We start from the raw sequence: 16,152 nt of genomic DNA on the forward strand, positions 1-16,152 counted from the left end.
TCCAGCCATTCCCGCGCGATGGACCGACAAGTATACCTGAAGAAAGGACTTTTGATGCTTTTAGCAACAGCACTGTTAATAATTGGTTTACTTTTGGTGGTCTACAGTGCTGACCGTTTAGTGTTTGCTGCATCAATCCTGTGTCGCCTGACGGGCGTACCGCCGGTTGTCATCGGGATGACCGTTGTCAGTGTTGGCACGTCGCTTCCTGAAATCATCGTCTCTGTCTCGGCATCGTTGCACGGTCAGTTAGACCTTGCAATTGGCACCGCGATTGGCTCTAACATCGTCAACATCTTACTGATCCTGGGCCTGGCGGCGCTGCTCCATCCATTTCGCGTGCATTCTGATGTTCTGCGCCGGGAATTGCCGCTAATGTTAATCGTAAGTCTGCTGGCAGGCTGCGTATTTTATGATGGCGTACTGAGCTACAGCGACGGCATTTTCCTGCTGGCGCTGGCCGTCATTTGGCTGCTGTATAGTGTTAAAATCGCCCGCCAGGCTGAGAAACTGGGTCATGACAGCCTCACGCGTGAGCAGGTCGCCGAACTCCCGCGCGAAGGTACGCTACCGGTCGCCCTGCTCTGGCTTGGCGTCGCGCTGATTATTATGCCGATGGCAACGCGCATGGTCGTGGATAACGCGACGGTGTTGGCGAACTTTTTCGCCATGAGTGAACTGACGATTGGCCTGACGGTGATTGCTATCGGCACCAGCCTGCCGGAGCTGGCCACCGCCATTGCGGGGGCACGTAAAGGGGAAGATGACATTGCCATTGGTAATATCATCGGTTCCAACATATTTAATATCGCGATTGTGATGGGTCTGCCGGCCCTGATTACGCCAGGGCCCTTCAACCCTCTGGCATTCTCTCGCGATTACGGAGTGATGTTGTTGGTCAGCGTGATATTCGCCCTGCTCTGCTGGCGGCGGCAACGACAGATCGGCAAAGGCGCAGGTGCGCTGCTGACAGGTGGATTTATCGTATGGATGGCGATGCTGTACTGGCTCTCGCCTCTTCTCTCTGGGTAAACGGAAACGCATTATGTCGCAAATAGAATTGCAGCCGGGTTTTGACTTTCAGAAAGCAGGCAAAGACGTTCTGGAGATTGAACGTGAAGGTCTGGCGCAGTTAGATCAGTACATTAATCAGGATTTTAGTCTGGCCTGTGAGAAGATGTTTTACTGTGCCGGTAAAGTCGTGGTGATGGGGATGGGCAAATCCGGTCATATTGGCCGCAAAATGGCGGCAACCTTTGCCAGCACCGGAACCTCCTCCTTCTTTGTCCACCCGGGAGAAGCCGCACACGGCGACCTGGGGATGGTCACGCCGCAGGATGTTGTCATCGCGCTGTCCAACTCCGGTGAATCCAATGAAATCCTGGCGCTAATCCCGGTACTGAAGCGTCTGCAGGTGCCGCTGATTTGCATGACCAGCCGCCCGGAAAGCAGCATGGCGCGTGCAGCCGATATTCACCTGTGCGTAAAAGTACCCAAAGAAGCCTGTCCTCTCGGTCTGGCGCCAACGTCCAGTACCACCGCGGCCCTGGTCATGGGCGATGCACTTGCCGTTGCGTTGCTGGAAGCGCGTGGTTTTACGCCGGAGGACTTCGCGCTTTCCCACCCGGGTGGCGCGCTGGGGCGCAAGCTGCTGCTTCGGGTAAACGACATTATGCACACCGGGGATGAGATCCCTCACGTCAGTAAAGAGGCCTCCCTGCGTGATGCGCTGCTGGAAATCACCCGCAAGAATCTGGGCATGACGGTCGTGTGTGACGACCTGATGAAAATTCAGGGGATCTTCACCGATGGCGACCTGCGTCGCGTGTTCGACATGGGTGTAGATGTCCGTACACTTGGCATTGCCGATGTGATGACGCCCGGCGGGATTCGCGTGCGTCCGGGTACGCTGGCCGTGGATGTGCTGAACCTGATGCAGTCCCGCCATATCACCTCCGTTATGGTTGCCGATGGCGACCAGTTGCTGGGTGTGGTACATATGCATGATCTGCTGCGCGCAGGCGTAGTGTAATGAAGGATAAGACAATGAGTAATGCGGGTGCATCCCTTGCAACCTGTTATGGACCGGTTAGTACCCAGATGATGGCAAAGGCGGAAAATATTCGTCTGCTCATCCTTGATGTCGATGGCGTACTCTCCGATGGCCTGATTTACATGGGCAATCATGGCGAAGAGCTGAAAGCGTTTAACGTCCGCGATGGCTACGGAATTCGCTGCGCGCTCACCTCGGGTATCGAGGTGGCTATCATCACCGGGCGGAAAGCTAAACTGGTAGAAGACCGCTGTGAAACCTTAGGGATTACCCATCTGTATCAGGGGCAATCCGATAAAATGGCAGCGTTCAACGATTTACTGGGTAAACTGGCGATCGCGCCGGAAAACGTGGCCTATGTCGGGGACGATTTGATTGACTGGCCAGTGATGGCTGAAGTCGGTCTCAGCATTGCGGTTGCTGACGCTCACCCGCTGCTGCTCCCACGCGCTGACTACGTTACCCACATCAACGGTGGCCGCGGTGCCGTACGTGAAGTCTGCGACCTGCTTCTGCTGGCGCAGGGCAAGCTTGATGAGGCCAAAGGGCAATCAATATGAGTAAAACCAGACGTTGGGTTATCATTCTGCTTTCGCTTGTCGCACTGGTATTGATTGGCGTGAACCTGGCCGATCGCGACGATACGCAAAAGGAAGTGATCAACAATAACGATCCAACCTACAAAAGCGATCACAGCGACACCGTGGTCTATAGCCCGGAAGGTGCGCTGAACTATCGCCTGGTTGCCCAGCATGTGGAATATTTTTCCGATGAGGGCGTTTCGTGGTTTACCCAACCCGTCATGACCACATTCGATAAAGACAAAGTGCCGACGTGGTCAATTAAGTCAGATCGGGCCAAACTGACAAATGACCGTATGCTTTATCTGTATGGCCACGTTGAAGTCAACGCCCTGACCGCTGACTCGCAACTGCGGAAAATTACGACCGATAATGCCCAGATCAACCTGGTAACCCAGGACGTGACCTCGCAGGATCTGGTCACACTGTATGGCACAACATTTAATTCCAGCGGTTTAAGAATGCGCGGGAACTTACGCAGCAAGAACGCCGAGCTGATTGAAAAGGTTAGAACCTCCTATGAAATTCAAAACAAACAAACTCAGCCTTAAAGTAATTATCGCCAGCGCGATGCTGGCGGCCAGTCTCCCCGCGCTTGCTGTAACGGGCGATACCGACCAGCCGATCCACATCGAGTCTGACACTCAGTCCCTCGATATGCAGGGTAACGTCGTCACCTTCACGGGTAACGTCGTGATGACGCAGGGCACCATCAAAATTAACGCTGATAAAGTGGTCGTTACCCGTCCGGGTGGCGAGCAGGGCAAAGAGATCATTGATGGTTACGGCAACCCGGCCACCTTCTACCAGATGCAGGACAACGGCAAGCCGGTGAAAGGCCGCGCCTCGCATATGCACTATGAGCTGGCGAAAGACCTGGTTATCCTGACCGGAAACGCGTATCTGGAACAGCTGGACAGCAACATTACCGGCGACAAGATCACCTATCTGGTGAAAGAGCAAAAAATGCAGGCCTCCAGCGAGAAAGGCAAACGCGTAACCACCGTGCTGGTTCCGTCTCAGCTGCAGGATAAAGGCAAGGGTCAGGCCCCGGCACAGAAGAAGAGTAACTAATTCGTTATGGCAACATTAACTGCAAAAAATCTCGCGAAGGCCTATAAGGGCCGCCGTGTCGTAGAAGATGTCAGTCTGACCGTCAACTCCGGCGAAATTGTGGGCCTGCTTGGCCCTAACGGTGCGGGTAAAACCACCACCTTCTACATGGTGGTTGGCATTGTCCCGCGTGATGCCGGCAACATCATCATCGATGATGAAGACATCAGCCTGCTGCCACTGCACGCGCGCGCGCGTCGTGGCATCGGCTATCTGCCGCAGGAAGCCTCTATTTTCCGCCGCCTGAGCGTCTTTGATAACCTGATGGCGGTTCTGCAAATTCGTGACGACCTGACCAGCGAACAGCGTCAGGATCGCGCCAACGAGCTGATGGAAGAGTTTCACATCGAGCACCTGCGCGACAGCCTGGGTCAGGCATTGTCCGGCGGTGAACGCCGTCGTGTTGAGATTGCGCGCGCGCTGGCTGCAAACCCTAAATTTATCCTTCTGGATGAACCGTTTGCCGGTGTTGACCCAATCTCCGTCATCGACATTAAACGTATCATTGAGCATCTGCGTGACAGCGGGCTTGGCGTGCTGATCACCGACCACAACGTGCGTGAAACGCTTGCCGTCTGTGAGCGCGCGTACATTGTGAGCCAGGGCAATCTGATCGCCCACGGTACGCCGCAGCAGATCCTCGAAAACGATCATGTTAAGCGCGTCTATCTTGGGGAAGACTTCAGACTCTGATAGGGTAGAGGTAACGTAACGCCGAACCGGAGAAAAATGCTCTGAACATGAAGCAAGGTTTGCAATTAAGGCTCAGCCAACAACTGGCGATGACGCCGCAGTTACAGCAGGCAATTCGTCTGTTGCAACTGTCCACCTTAGAACTCCAGCAGGAGCTCCAGCAAGCGCTGGACAGCAATCCCCTGCTGGAGCAAGCCGATCTTCATGATGAGGTAGATACACAGCAGTCCCAGGATACAGAATCGCTCGATACCGCAGATGCACTCGAACAAAAAGAGATGCCGGACGAGCTTCCTCTGGATGCCAGCTGGGATGAAATTTATACCGCCGGCACCCCTTCCGGTACGCGTGCAGACTACCAGGACGATGAGCTGCCGGTTTATCAGGGCGAAACCACCCAGTCGCTGCAGGATTACCTGATGTGGCAGGTGGAGCTGACCCCGTTCTCCGATACCGATCGTGCCATTGCCACCTCCATTGTCGACGCCGTTGATGACACCGGCTATCTGACCGTCACGCTGGACGACATTCTGGAGAGCATGGGCGATGAAGAGATTGAGCTGGAAGAGATTGAAGCCGTTCTGAAACGTATTCAGCGTTTCGATCCCGTAGGCGTGGCAGCGAAAGATCTGCGCGACTGCCTGCTGATCCAGCTTTCTCAGTTCAGCAAAGAGACGCCATGGCTCGACGAAGCACGCTTAATCATCAGCGATCATCTGGATCTTCTCGCTAACCACGACTTTCGTAGCCTGATGCGCGTTACGCGCCTCAAAGAAGAGGTGCTGAAAGAGGCGGTGAATCTGATTCAGTCGCTCGATCCGCGGCCTGGTCAGTCGATCCAGACCAGTGAACCCGAGTACGTGATCCCGGACGTGCTGGTCAGAAAACATAACGACCGCTGGGTCGTTGAACTGAACTCTGACAGCATCCCTCGCCTGCAAATCAACCAGCAGTACGCCTCCATGTGCACCAGCGCGCGCAACGACGCCGATAATCAATATATTCGTAGCAACCTTCAGGAAGCGCGATGGTTGATCAAGAGTCTGGAGAGCCGAAATGATACCCTGCTTCGCGTGAGCCGCTGTATCGTCGAACAGCAGCAGGCATTCTTTGAGCAGGGCGAAGAATATATGAAACCGATGGTACTGGCGGATATCGCTCAGGCCGTCGAGATGCATGAATCAACCATTTCCCGCGTCACCACGCAGAAGTATCTGCACAGTCCGCGCGGTATTTTTGAGCTTAAGTATTTCTTCTCCAGCCACGTGAGTACCGAGGGCGGCGGCGAAGCGTCGTCAACGGCGATTCGCGCACTGGTGAAGAAGTTGATCGCCGCGGAGAACCCCGCGAAGCCACTGAGTGACAGTAAGTTAACCACCATGCTGTCCGATCAGGGTATTATGGTGGCACGTCGTACTGTTGCGAAGTATCGAGAGTCTTTATCCATTCCGCCGTCAAACCAGCGTAAACAACTGGTCTGACACAACCGATAAGGAAGACACTATGCAGCTCAATATCACAGGACACAATGTCGAGATTACTGAGGCCTTACGTGATTTTGTGAACGCTAAGTTCGCGAAACTCGAGCAGTATTTCGAAAGGATCAACCAGGTCTACGTTGTGTTGAAAGTGGAGAAAGTGACTCATATCTCGGATGCGACCCTGCATGTAAACGGGGGTGAACTCCATGCCAGTGCGGAAGGGCAAGACATGTACGCTGCTATCGACGGCTTGATTGATAAGCTTGCGCGACAGCTCAATAAACATAAAGATAAACTGAAACAACACTAATTGTCCGGGCAGTTAACGGGTGCAGGACGGCCTGTTGTGAAAAACAACAGGCCATTTGTACAGTTAGCGCTTAGGTGAAATTATGATGAACAACGATTCCGCTCTTCAACTGAGCAATGTCCTTAACCAGGAATGTACCCGCAGTGCCGTTCACTGCCAGAGCAAAAAACGTGCGCTGGAGATCATCAGTGAACTGGCTGCAAAACAGCTGGGCCTGCCGCCGCAGGTGGTGTTCGAAGCGATCCTGACCCGTGAAAAGATGGGCAGTACCGGTATCGGCAACGGCATCGCGATCCCGCACGGCAAACTGGAAGAGGACACCCTGCGTGCCGTCGGTGTGTTTGTGCAACTGGAAACGCCAATTGCCTTTGATGCCATTGATAATCAGCCCGTCGATCTCCTCTTCGCGCTGCTGGTTCCTGCCGACCAGACCAAAACCCATCTACACACGCTTTCGCTGGTCGCTAAACGTCTGGCCGATAAAACCATCTGCCGTCGACTGCGCTCAGCCCAAAGTGATGAAGAGCTTTATCAGATTATCACTGAAGCAGAAGGCAATCAGGATGACGCGTAACCAGGAGATGGCCTTCACATCTGTTGTCCTGAGGAGAAACGGAACATGGTGCTGATGATTGTCAGCGGTCGTTCAGGGTCGGGGAAATCCGTTGCCCTGCGCGCGCTGGAAGACATGGGTTTTTACTGCGTAGATAACCTGCCGGTGGTGTTATTGCCCGATCTGGCGCGTACCCTGGCGGAGAGACAAACCTCTGCTGCCGTCAGTATCGACGTTCGTAACATGCCCGAGTCGCCTGAAATCTTCGAGCAGGCAATGAGTAACCTGCCTGACGCATTCTCGCCTCAGCTGCTGTTTCTCGATGCCGATCGCAATACCCTGATCCGCCGCTACAGCGATACCCGGCGTTTGCACCCGCTTTCCAGTAAAAATCTCTCGCTGGAAAGCGCCATCGACGAAGAGAGCGATCTGCTGGAACCGCTGCGTTCACGCGCCGACCTGATTGTCGATACCTCAGAGATGTCCGTTCATGAACTGGCGGAAATGCTGCGTACCCGCCTGCTGGGCAAACGCGAGCGCGAACTGACGATGGTGTTCGAATCCTTTGGCTTTAAGCACGGTATTCCGATTGATGCGGACTATGTTTTCGACGTGCGCTTCCTGCCGAACCCGCACTGGGATCCTAAACTGCGTCCTATGACCGGCCTGGATAAACCCGTAGCGGCGTTCCTCGACAGGCACACAGAAGTTCACAATTTTATCTACCAGACGCGAAGCTACCTTGAGCTATGGTTACCTATGCTGGAGACAAACAATCGTAGCTACCTGACGGTGGCGATTGGCTGTACCGGCGGTAAACATCGTTCGGTCTACATTGCCGAACAGCTGGCCGACTATTTCCGCTCGCGCGGCAAGAACGTTCAGTCCCGTCATCGCACGCTGGAAAAACGTAAAACATGACCGTAAAACAAACCGTTGAGATCACCAACAAGCTGGGAATGCACGCACGCCCGGCGATGAAACTGTTTGAGCTGATGCAGGGTTTTGATGCAGAAGTTCTGTTGCGCAATGATGAAGGCACCGAAGCGGAAGCGAACAGCGTTATCGCCCTGCTGATGCTGGATTCTGCCAAAGGGCGCCAGATTGAGGTCGAAGCCACCGGCCCTCAGGAAGAGGAAGCGCTGGCGGCGGTGATTGCGCTGTTTAATGCCGGGTTTGACGAAGATTAGGTCTGCCATTCTGGCGGGTGGCGCTGCGCTTACCCGCCCTACATGAGTTTATTGTTCTCCATAAACCCTTCCCCTCCCAACTGACGCATCTGGCGCATGATCCACGCCTGACGGCTTCGCACGTAGCCTGATGGGGCACTGGCCTTAAAGCGAAGAGGATTAGGCAGTACAGCGGCTAACAGCGCGGCCTCCGACATGCTTAGCCTGCTGGCAGGTTTATTAAAATAGCGTTGTGATGCAGCTTCGACACCAAATACCCCCTCCCCAAACTCGGCAATATTGAGATAGACGGTCAGAATGCGCTTTTTGCTCCAGACTGTTTCCATTCCCAGGGTCAGCCCCGCTTCCAGCCCTTTTCGCACCCAGCTTCGGCCATCCCACAGGAAAAGATTTTTTGCCGTCTGTTGCGACAGGGTAGACGCACCGCGCACGCGATTTTCATGGCGTTCGTTATGGGCAAGCGCCTTTTCAATCGCGGCCACATCGAACCCCCAGTGCTCCGGGAACTTCTGATCTTCCGCCGCGATGACTGCCAGCCCCATCCACGGTGAGATCTCGTCCGTACTCACCCAGTCAGAATGCGCGACATAGCCAAAATCACCGGAGAACCACGCGCTGAGCTGACGCTCAACCATAACGGCTGAAAACGGTACTGGCAAAATGCTGAACACGGCCAGTCCGCCTCCCCAGAACACCGCCAGCACGAGTACGATGCGCAAAAGAAGGTATTTCACCCATTTTCCTGCGGAAGACTGTCGGCTCATGCCGTCAGCACCAGTACCCGGGCTACCAGTTTTTCAATACCCTCAGCCGCTTGCGCGATATTCTGCGCCAGCATGTACGCGGGCGTGGTGACGATTTTGTTCTCTTCATCCACGACAATGTCGTCGACCGGGCACGGAACGTGTTCGCCCCCCATCTCCTCGATGACCTCAGCAGTATCGATATCGGTCCCGATTGTCAGCCGTAACGGGAAATCAAAAATGTTTGGCAGCATGGCCGGTGCAATGCAGATAAAGCCCAGCGGCTTACCCGCCGCATGCATCGCCTGCGCCAGCGCTTTTAAATCCGCGTCCACCTTGCAAGCCGCGCCTTCAGCAGCAAAAGTGCTGAGATTTTTCGCGGCACCGAAGCCACCCGGCACAATGAGCGCATCCAGTTCAGCAGCATTTGCCTGGGCCAGCGGACGAATTTCTCCCCGGGCAATACGCGCGGCTTCAATCAACACATTACGGGTTTCGGCCATTGGCTCGCCGGTCAGATGGTTAATGACATCCGCCTGATTTTTATCTGGCGCAAAACACATCACCTCTGCGCCCTGTTTTGCCAGGGCCAGTAGGGTAATTACGGCTTCATGTATCTCTGAGCCATCATAAACACCGCATCCGCTCAGGACGACACCCATTTTTTTCATCTTGACGATCCTTCTTTGCAACTTGCTGAAGCACATTAATAATTTTGATTAAAACGCTATGCTTCACACATTTCACTGATTCATGTAACAAACCATTTAAGATTTGCTATCTTATCTGCGTGCGGCCTAAATTTTTCAGGCGGCGCCCATTCGAAAATAACGTTTAAAAACAGGCGCAGCCACGATTTCCCTGGTGTTGGCGCAGTATTCGCGCACCCCGGTTAAACCGGGGTCATTTTTTTCTGGCGTCCACCCAGGCTTTAAGCACCGCCACATCGTTCTGCCACTCTTGTTTCATCTCTTCAACCCAATCACCCACGTTATCTTCCCAGGCGGGTAAATCAGGCGACTGAATCTGTTGGCCCAGCTGCTGCAGGTGGCGTAACCCGACCGAGCCGGCGGCCCCTTTGATTTTATGCCCTTCTTCCACGATGCCCTTCTGGTCCCGTGCCGTCAGGTTTGACTCCAGCACGCTCAGATAGCCCGGCATCATTTTTTCAAACACAGCCAGACCGTCGGTAATCAGTTTCGGGCCGACCAGGTCAATGTACTGTTCCAGCATCGCGGTATCGAGTATCGTTTGGGCTTTTGCGCTATCAACAGACGTCATGGTGCTCTCCTCTTCATCACGGGTATCCCAGAACTTCTTGATCATGGCGGTCAGAGCAGGCACCGCCAGCGGCTTGCTGAGTACATCGTCCATACCGGCGTCGAGATACTCTTTTTTGTCTTTCAGTACGTTTGCCGTTAGCGCCACCAGCGGCGGCAGTTCGTCAGCCGCGTACTGACGCGTCAGTTCACGCGAAATATCCAGCCCGGTCATATCCGGCAACTGGATATCCAGCAGAACGAGGTCATATTCGCCCGGTGTAAACATCTCCAGCGCGGCTTTACCGGTCATTGCCACATCCACGCTGTTGCCCAGTTTTTCCAGCACAGAGCGCGCCACAATGACGTTCAGCTCAATATCTTCCACCAGCAGGACGTGCAGGGCTGGCAGCGGCATATCGTCGTTTTCAAAGGTATCCTCAACTTCTTCCGCCACCGCTGGCGCATGCACCGTCAGCGTAAAGGTTGATCCTTTGCCCGGCTGGCTGGCAACGGTAATATCACCGCCCATGCTCTTCGCCAGCCGTTTAGACACCGCCAGGCCAATACCGGTCCCGGTGGCAGGTTTTCCGCCGTTGCTGTCCTTCACCTGGTAGTACATCGCGAAAATTTTGTCCTGCTCTTCCTGTGGAATACCGATCCCGGAGTCCTCCACCTCGAAGTGCAGCATGTCGCCTGCGTCATAGCGGATACGCACCGCCACCTGCCCTTTCTGGGTAAATTTCACCGCGTTGCTGATCAGGTTCCACAGGATCTGGCGCAACCGCGTACCGTCGGTAACCACTTTATGCGGCAGCGGCAGGGTGGGCTCCATGACGAACCTCAGCCCTTTCTGCTGCGCCTGAAGACCAGACAGATTTTCCAGATCGGCAAGGAAACTGGTGAAATCAATCGGCTGGTTATCAAGCTGAACCTTACGGCGTTCCATCTTATCCATATCGATAATATCGTTGAAGATATTACCCAGCGTAACCGCCGAGACATGAATTGTTTTCAGGTACTTTTCCTGCTCTGCAGTGAGATCGGTATCCAGCAGAATACGGCTCAGCCCCACAATGCCATTGAGCGGCGTACGCAGTTCGTGGCTAATGGTGGAGATGAAGGTGGTTTTATCGCGGCTGGCGCGCTCCAGGGCATCCTGATAGCGCTTACGCTCGGTGATATCACGGCCGAAGCCCATCAGGCCGTGGCGTTTCCCTACGCGGTCATAATAGGGCACCTTACGGATCTCAAAGCAGGCTTTGCGGCCATCCGGATAATCCAGCCACTGCTCGTAGGTCAGCGAGACGTTATGGCGGAACACTTTTTCGTCCGTTTCCATGACCTTGGCGGCCGCCTCCTCAGAGTAAACGTCCTGCGGCTTCAGATGAATCAACTGCTTCTCGCTTTTTCCGGTCAGGAGTTCCATTGCCCGGTTACAGCCGGAAAACTCTTTATCTTCGTTACGGTAGAACACCAGATCCGGCGAAGCATCCAGGAACGAACGCAGGAAAGAGGATTGCTGCTCAAGCTGGATCTGCGTCACCTCGCGCTCTTTCATTTCAACTTTCAGCTGTTCCAGCGTGGCCTGACGCTCCGCCTCCGCCTTCTCACGATCTGAAATTTCCTGATTCAGCTGCGCAATATTGTCTTTAAGCTGAACGTTGAGTTTCAGATCGCGCTCGCGCATCTCCTCCAGTTTATCCACCAGTTTTGACAAGCGCTGACGAGACTCCTCAAGCTGTTCAACCACGACGGAAAGGAAATAGACGGCCCAGGGGGTAATAAGCAAGCCAAAGAAGATAGAGCGGATGACGTCGATACTCTCGACCTGGCCATGCAGAACCATGGTGACAGCCATTTGCACGACAATGGCCAGTACGACCAGCGCCAGCGCCAGCAGCATGGAGAAACGCACCAGCCCAAGCTTCATCATCAGGTCGACGTAATACTGGGCAAGCATTCGAATTTGCTTCATAGAGGATCCCTTCACGACTTTATCGCTCAATAATACTCAAATTCGGGGCAGGACGTTGAAGGTTGTGAGAAAAAGTGCGGGGTGAAACAGGAGATTAGCCTCGCTCCCGGTCAACCGGAAGCGAGGAGAGGTCTGTCAGGAGCGTTTCAAAAGCAGCCAGAGGCTGATCAGGAAGAAACTGGCACTCGGTAGCAGCGCGCCAATAATCGGCGGGATACCGTACACCAGCGTCAGCGGTCCGAAGATTTGATCGAGAACGTAGAAGACAAAGCCGAAGCTGATCCCCGTCACCACGCGCACGCCCATCGGTACGCTACGCAGCGGACCGAAGATAAACGACAGCGCCATCAGCATCATTACCGCCACGGACATCGGCTGGAAGATCTTGCTCCACATGTTGAGCTGATAACGTCCGGCATCCTGCCCGCTCGCCTTCAGGTACTTCACATAGTTGTGCAAGCCGCTGATAGAGAGCGCATCAGGATCCAGCGCCACGACGCCGAGTTTATCCGGCGTGAGGTTGGTCTTCCACGTGCCGCTGACGGTCTGCGAACCGGTGATCTGTTTTGGATCGGTCAGGTCAGATTCATCCACCTGCGACAAACGCCACTGCTTATGTTCGGGGTCAAACTTTGCCGAAGAGGCATGTCGTACTGACTCCAGGCGGCGCTGGTCATTGAAGGCGTAGATGCTCACGCCGCCCAGTTCATCATCGCCTTTTACCCGTTCGATGTAGACGAAGTTTTTACCATCTTTCGCCCACAGCCCTTGCTGCGTCGAGAGTAGTGAACCACCGTACATCGCCTGAGCACGATAGTTACGCGCCATCTGCTCGCCCTGCGGTGCCACCCACTCACCAATCGCCATGGTCAACAGCACCAGCGGGATAGCGGTTTTCATTACCGACAGCGCAACCTGCATACGGGTAAAGCCTGAGGCCTGCATCACCACCAGCTCGCTGCGCTGTGCCAGCATGCCCAGCCCGAGGAGTGCCCCCAGCAGGGCCGCCATTGGGAAGAAGATCTGCACATCTTTTGGCACGCTGAGCAGGGTGTACATCCCCGCGCCCAGCGCGTCATAACTGCCCTGCCCGGCTTTTTTCAGCTGGTCGACAAATTTGATAATGCCGGAGAGCGACACCAGCATGAACAACGTCATCATGATGGTGGTAAAAATGGTTTTACCGATATAGCGGTCAAGAACGCCAAACGCCTGCATTAGATGGCTCCTTTACGCGAAAATCGGGCACGTATGCGGCGCACTGGCACCGTATCCCACAGGTTTAATCCCAGCGCCAGTAAGATGTACAAGCTGTTAACGAACCACGTCCAGACCATAGGATCCAGCTTACCCTTCGCGCCGTTAGAGCGAATAGAGGTTTGCAGCAGGAAATAGATCAGGTAAAGCAGCATCGCTGGCAGCATAGAGAGCACGCGCCCCTGACGCGGGTTCACCACGCTCAGCGGAACCACAATCAGTGCCATCATAAACACGGTGAATACGAGCGTAATACGCCAGTGGAACTCCGCACGCGCTCTGTCGGTGTCAGTGTTCCACAATGTACGCATATCCATTTGCTCGGTATCCGTCGGATCGAGCGCCACCGCCTGATGGCCGATAATAGCCTGATAGTTCTGGAAATCCGTAATACGGAAGTCGCGCAGCATCGCGGTGCCTTCAAAGCGAGTGCCTTTATTCAGCGTGACAATCTGCGAACCATCCTTACTCTGAGCCAGCTGACCGGAATCGGCCACCACGACGGATGGACGTGCGTTACCTTTAGGTCGCAGCTGGGCCAGGAATACATCGTTGAATTTACTGCCGTCAACGCTCTCAATGAACAGCACAGAGTTACCGTCGGTCGCCTGCTGGAACTGCCCCTGCGCTAACGCCGCCATGCCGGGGTTCGCTTTCGCTTCGGCCAGCACTTCGTCCTGATGACGAGAAGACATGGGGCCCGCCCACATCACATTCACTGCCGCCACGATCCCCGTGAACAGCGCCAGTATCATCGCCGCTTTCACCAGTACGGCTTTGCTCAGGCCACAGGCATGCATCACCGTGATTTCACTCTCGGTGTACAGCTTGCCGAGCGTCATGAGCAGGCCGAGGAAAAGACTCAGCGGCAGGATCAGCTGCGCCATTTCCGGGATCCCTAAACCAAGCAGGGAAAGCACCAGATTCGTTGGAATTTCGCCGTCAACGGCCGCACCGAGGATCTTAACCAGCTTCTGACAGAAAAAAATCAGCAGCAGGATGAAGAGGATCGCCAGTTGGCTTTTGAGCGTCTCCCGCACCAGATATCTTATGATTATCACTTTAAATACGCCCGTAAAAACCCGTCTCTTTGCTGGAAAATCGCTTGTTTCATGGCTTAAACGTCATTTATTCTCTTGAGTCGTCGAAATCATCGCTAAGATTAAAACATCCGGCGGATTCACGCTTCAGGACTTTTTCTGACGTGTCGAAACCGTAGTAACGTAAGATTAACACGAAGTCACCACAACAGCGGACATGAGTTACGAAAGGTTTCAATTCTATCCGTAGCAGCCGCTGTTGTCTTTAAGATTCAGGAGCGTAGTGCATGGAGTTCAGTGTAAAAAGCGGTAGCCCGGAGAAACAGCGGAGTGCCTGCATCGTTGTGGGTGTCTTTGAACCACGCCGACTCTCCCCGATCGCCGAGCAACTCGATAAAATCAGTGACGGCTATATCAGCGCCCTGCTGCGCCGTGGCGAACTGGAAGGCAAACCTGGGCAGACGCTGTTACTGCACCATGTTCCAAACGTCCTGTCAGAGCGTATTCTACTGATTGGCTGCGGCAAAGAGCGCGAGCTGGACGAGCGTCAGTATAAGCAGGTCATTCAGAAAACCATCAATACGCTGAATGATACCGGTTCAATGGAAGCCGTCTGCTTCCTGACCGAGCTGCACGTTAAAGGCCGTAACACTTACTGGAAAGTCCGTCAGGCGGTCGAAACCGCAAAAGAGAGCCTGTACAGCTTCGATCAGCTGAAGACCAATAAAAGCGAGCCGCGTCGTCCGCTGCGTAAAATGGTCTTCAATGTGCCAACCCGTCGCGAACTGACCAGCGGCGAACGCGCTATTCAGCATGGTCTGGCGATTGCCGCCGGTATTAAAGCGGCGAAAGACCTCGGCAACATGCCGCCGAACATCTGTAACGCTGCCTATCTGGCCTCTCAGGCGCGCCAGCTGGCAGACTCCTACAGCAAAAACGTCATCACTCGCGTCATCGGTGAACAGCAGATGAAAGAGCTGGGGATGCACTCCTATCTGGCGGTCGGCAACGGCTCGCAGAACGAATCCTTAATGTCGGTCATCGAATACAAGGGCAACCCGTCGGAAGATGCGCGCCCTGTCGTGCTCGTCGGTAAAGGCCTGACCTTCGACTCCGGCGGCATCTCCATCAAGCCTGCCGAAGGCATGGATGAGATGAAGTACGACATGTGCGGCGCGGCGGCGGTTTACGGCGTGATGCGCATGGTCGCGGAGCTCCAGCTGCCCATTAACGTGATCGGCGTTCTGGCAGGCTGCGAAAACATGCCTGGCGGACGCGCCTATCGTCCGGGTGACGTGCTGACCACGATGTCAGGCCAGACCGTTGAAGTGCTGAACACCGATGCCGAAGGCCGTCTGGTGCTGTGCGACGTGCTGACCTACGTTGAGCGCTTCGAGCCTGAAGCGGTGATTGACGTCGCCACATTGACGGGTGCCTGCGTGATTGCACTGGGCCACCACATCACCGGACTGATGTCGAACCACAATCCGCTGGCGCACGAGCTTATCGGGGCATCTGAACAGGCTGGCGATCGCGCATGGCGTCTGCCGCTGGGTGACGAGTACCAGGAACAGCTGGAGTCTAACTTTGCGGATATGGCGAACATCGGCGGTCGTCCTGGCGGGGCTATCACCGCGGGCTGCTTCCTGGCACGCTTCACCCGCAAGTATAACTGGGCACACCTGGATATCGCGGGTACCGCATGGCGCTCCGGTAAAGCCAAAGGCGCCACCGGTCGTCCGGTGGCGCTGCTGTCGCAGTTCCTGCTCAATCGTGCGGGTTTTAACGGCGACGAGTGATGTAAAACGCCGGGTAGCGGCTTCGCCTTACCCGGCCGACAACGTCGCTCAACCGTAGGCCGGGTAAGCGTAGCGCCACCCGGCTTTGCATTTAAATCCACG

At 54.8% G+C, this 16,152-nt stretch carries 17 protein-coding genes; 12 read left to right on the forward strand and 5 right to left on the reverse strand.

Annotation, left to right across the window (positions count from 1 at the left end):
• The first annotated feature begins 54 nt into the window (after nucleotides 1–54).
• From BFV64_RS20885 to npr, 11 genes are all read left to right on the forward strand, one after another.
• Nucleotides 55–1,032, forward strand: a complete 978-nt coding sequence (locus tag BFV64_RS20885) for a calcium/sodium antiporter (protein WP_014885390.1) — start codon at nucleotides 55–57, stop codon at nucleotides 1,030–1,032.
• Nucleotides 1,033–1,045: 13 nt separating this feature from the next.
• Nucleotides 1,046–2,032, forward strand: coding sequence for an arabinose-5-phosphate isomerase KdsD (kdsD, locus tag BFV64_RS20890; protein ID WP_014885391.1), 987 nt, complete (start codon nucleotides 1,046–1,048; stop codon nucleotides 2,030–2,032).
• A 14-nt stretch (nucleotides 2,033–2,046) separates the two neighbouring features.
• A complete protein-coding gene (gene kdsC, locus BFV64_RS20895) occupies nucleotides 2,047–2,613 on the forward strand; it encodes a 3-deoxy-manno-octulosonate-8-phosphatase KdsC (protein ID WP_023331400.1) in 567 nt (188 codons plus the stop codon).
• Complete coding sequence (gene lptC / locus BFV64_RS20900; protein ID WP_014885393.1) at nucleotides 2,610–3,185, forward strand: LPS export ABC transporter periplasmic protein LptC; 576 nt, start codon at nucleotides 2,610–2,612, stop codon at nucleotides 3,183–3,185. Before kdsC ends, lptC begins: the two co-directional genes overlap by 4 nt.
• A complete protein-coding gene (gene lptA / locus BFV64_RS20905) occupies nucleotides 3,154–3,708 on the forward strand; it encodes a lipopolysaccharide ABC transporter substrate-binding protein LptA (protein ID WP_023331402.1) in 555 nt (184 codons plus the stop codon). Before lptC ends, lptA begins: the two co-directional genes overlap by 32 nt.
• 6 nt (nucleotides 3,709–3,714) lie before the next feature.
• Nucleotides 3,715–4,440: an LPS export ABC transporter ATP-binding protein gene (gene lptB / locus BFV64_RS20910; RefSeq protein WP_014885395.1), complete on the forward strand. Its 726-nt coding sequence runs from the start codon at nucleotides 3,715–3,717 to the stop codon at nucleotides 4,438–4,440.
• A 47-nt stretch (nucleotides 4,441–4,487) separates the two neighbouring features.
• Nucleotides 4,488–5,921, forward strand: a complete 1,434-nt coding sequence (gene rpoN / locus BFV64_RS20915) for an RNA polymerase factor sigma-54 (RefSeq protein ID WP_014885396.1) — start codon at nucleotides 4,488–4,490, stop codon at nucleotides 5,919–5,921.
• A 22-nt stretch (nucleotides 5,922–5,943) separates the two neighbouring features.
• Nucleotides 5,944–6,231 carry a ribosome hibernation promoting factor gene (gene hpf, locus BFV64_RS20920; protein ID WP_014171818.1) on the forward strand — a complete coding sequence of 96 codons (288 nt, stop codon included), beginning with the start codon at nucleotides 5,944–5,946 and terminating at the stop codon, nucleotides 6,229–6,231.
• Between the two features lie 82 nt (nucleotides 6,232–6,313).
• Nucleotides 6,314–6,805 carry a PTS IIA-like nitrogen regulatory protein PtsN gene (gene ptsN, locus BFV64_RS20925; protein ID WP_008501443.1) on the forward strand — a complete coding sequence of 164 codons (492 nt, stop codon included), beginning with the start codon at nucleotides 6,314–6,316 and terminating at the stop codon, nucleotides 6,803–6,805.
• A gap of 45 nt (nucleotides 6,806–6,850) precedes the next feature.
• Nucleotides 6,851–7,705, forward strand: a complete 855-nt coding sequence (rapZ, locus tag BFV64_RS20930) for an RNase adapter RapZ (RefSeq protein WP_014885397.1) — start codon at nucleotides 6,851–6,853, stop codon at nucleotides 7,703–7,705.
• A complete protein-coding gene (gene npr / locus BFV64_RS20935; RefSeq protein ID WP_003861872.1) occupies nucleotides 7,702–7,974 on the forward strand; it encodes a PTS phosphocarrier protein NPr in 273 nt (90 codons plus the stop codon). The genes rapZ and npr overlap by 4 nt, the downstream gene beginning before the upstream one ends.
• A 38-nt stretch (nucleotides 7,975–8,012) precedes the next feature.
• Here the strand turns inward: npr and mtgA are convergent, their stop codons facing one another.
• The 5 genes from mtgA to lptF form a co-directional block, all read right to left on the reverse strand.
• Nucleotides 8,013–8,738, reverse strand: a complete 726-nt coding sequence (gene mtgA, locus BFV64_RS20940; RefSeq protein WP_045281407.1) for a monofunctional biosynthetic peptidoglycan transglycosylase — start codon at nucleotides 8,736–8,738, stop codon at nucleotides 8,013–8,015.
• Nucleotides 8,735–9,388, reverse strand: coding sequence for an isoprenoid biosynthesis glyoxalase ElbB (gene elbB / locus BFV64_RS20945; RefSeq protein ID WP_045281406.1), 654 nt, complete (start codon nucleotides 9,386–9,388; stop codon nucleotides 8,735–8,737). Before elbB ends, mtgA begins: the two co-directional genes overlap by 4 nt.
• Nucleotides 9,389–9,620: 232 nt before the next feature.
• Complete coding sequence (gene arcB / locus BFV64_RS20950) at nucleotides 9,621–11,954, reverse strand: aerobic respiration two-component sensor histidine kinase ArcB (protein ID WP_014885400.1); 2,334 nt, start codon at nucleotides 11,952–11,954, stop codon at nucleotides 9,621–9,623.
• Between the two features lie 135 nt (nucleotides 11,955–12,089).
• The gene (gene lptG, locus BFV64_RS20955) at nucleotides 12,090–13,172 is read right to left on the reverse strand and encodes an LPS export ABC transporter permease LptG (RefSeq protein ID WP_014885401.1); all 1,083 of its coding nucleotides are present in this window, start codon (nucleotides 13,170–13,172) and stop codon (nucleotides 12,090–12,092) included.
• A complete protein-coding gene (gene lptF, locus BFV64_RS20960; RefSeq protein WP_014885402.1) occupies nucleotides 13,172–14,272 on the reverse strand; it encodes an LPS export ABC transporter permease LptF in 1,101 nt (366 codons plus the stop codon). The genes lptG and lptF overlap by 1 nt, the downstream gene beginning before the upstream one ends.
• A gap of 266 nt (nucleotides 14,273–14,538) precedes the next feature.
• On the opposite strand from lptF, the gene pepA reads away from it, so the two are divergent.
• Nucleotides 14,539–16,050 (forward strand): leucyl aminopeptidase, encoded by a 1,512-nt coding sequence (gene pepA / locus BFV64_RS20965; protein ID WP_014885403.1) that lies wholly within the window; start codon nucleotides 14,539–14,541, stop codon nucleotides 16,048–16,050.
• Nucleotides 16,051–16,152: the final 102 nt, after the last annotated feature.

Origin of the sequence: Enterobacter kobei (genome assembly GCF_001729765.1) — a bacterium.
GTDB lineage: Bacteria > Pseudomonadota > Gammaproteobacteria > Enterobacterales > Enterobacteriaceae > Enterobacter > Enterobacter kobei.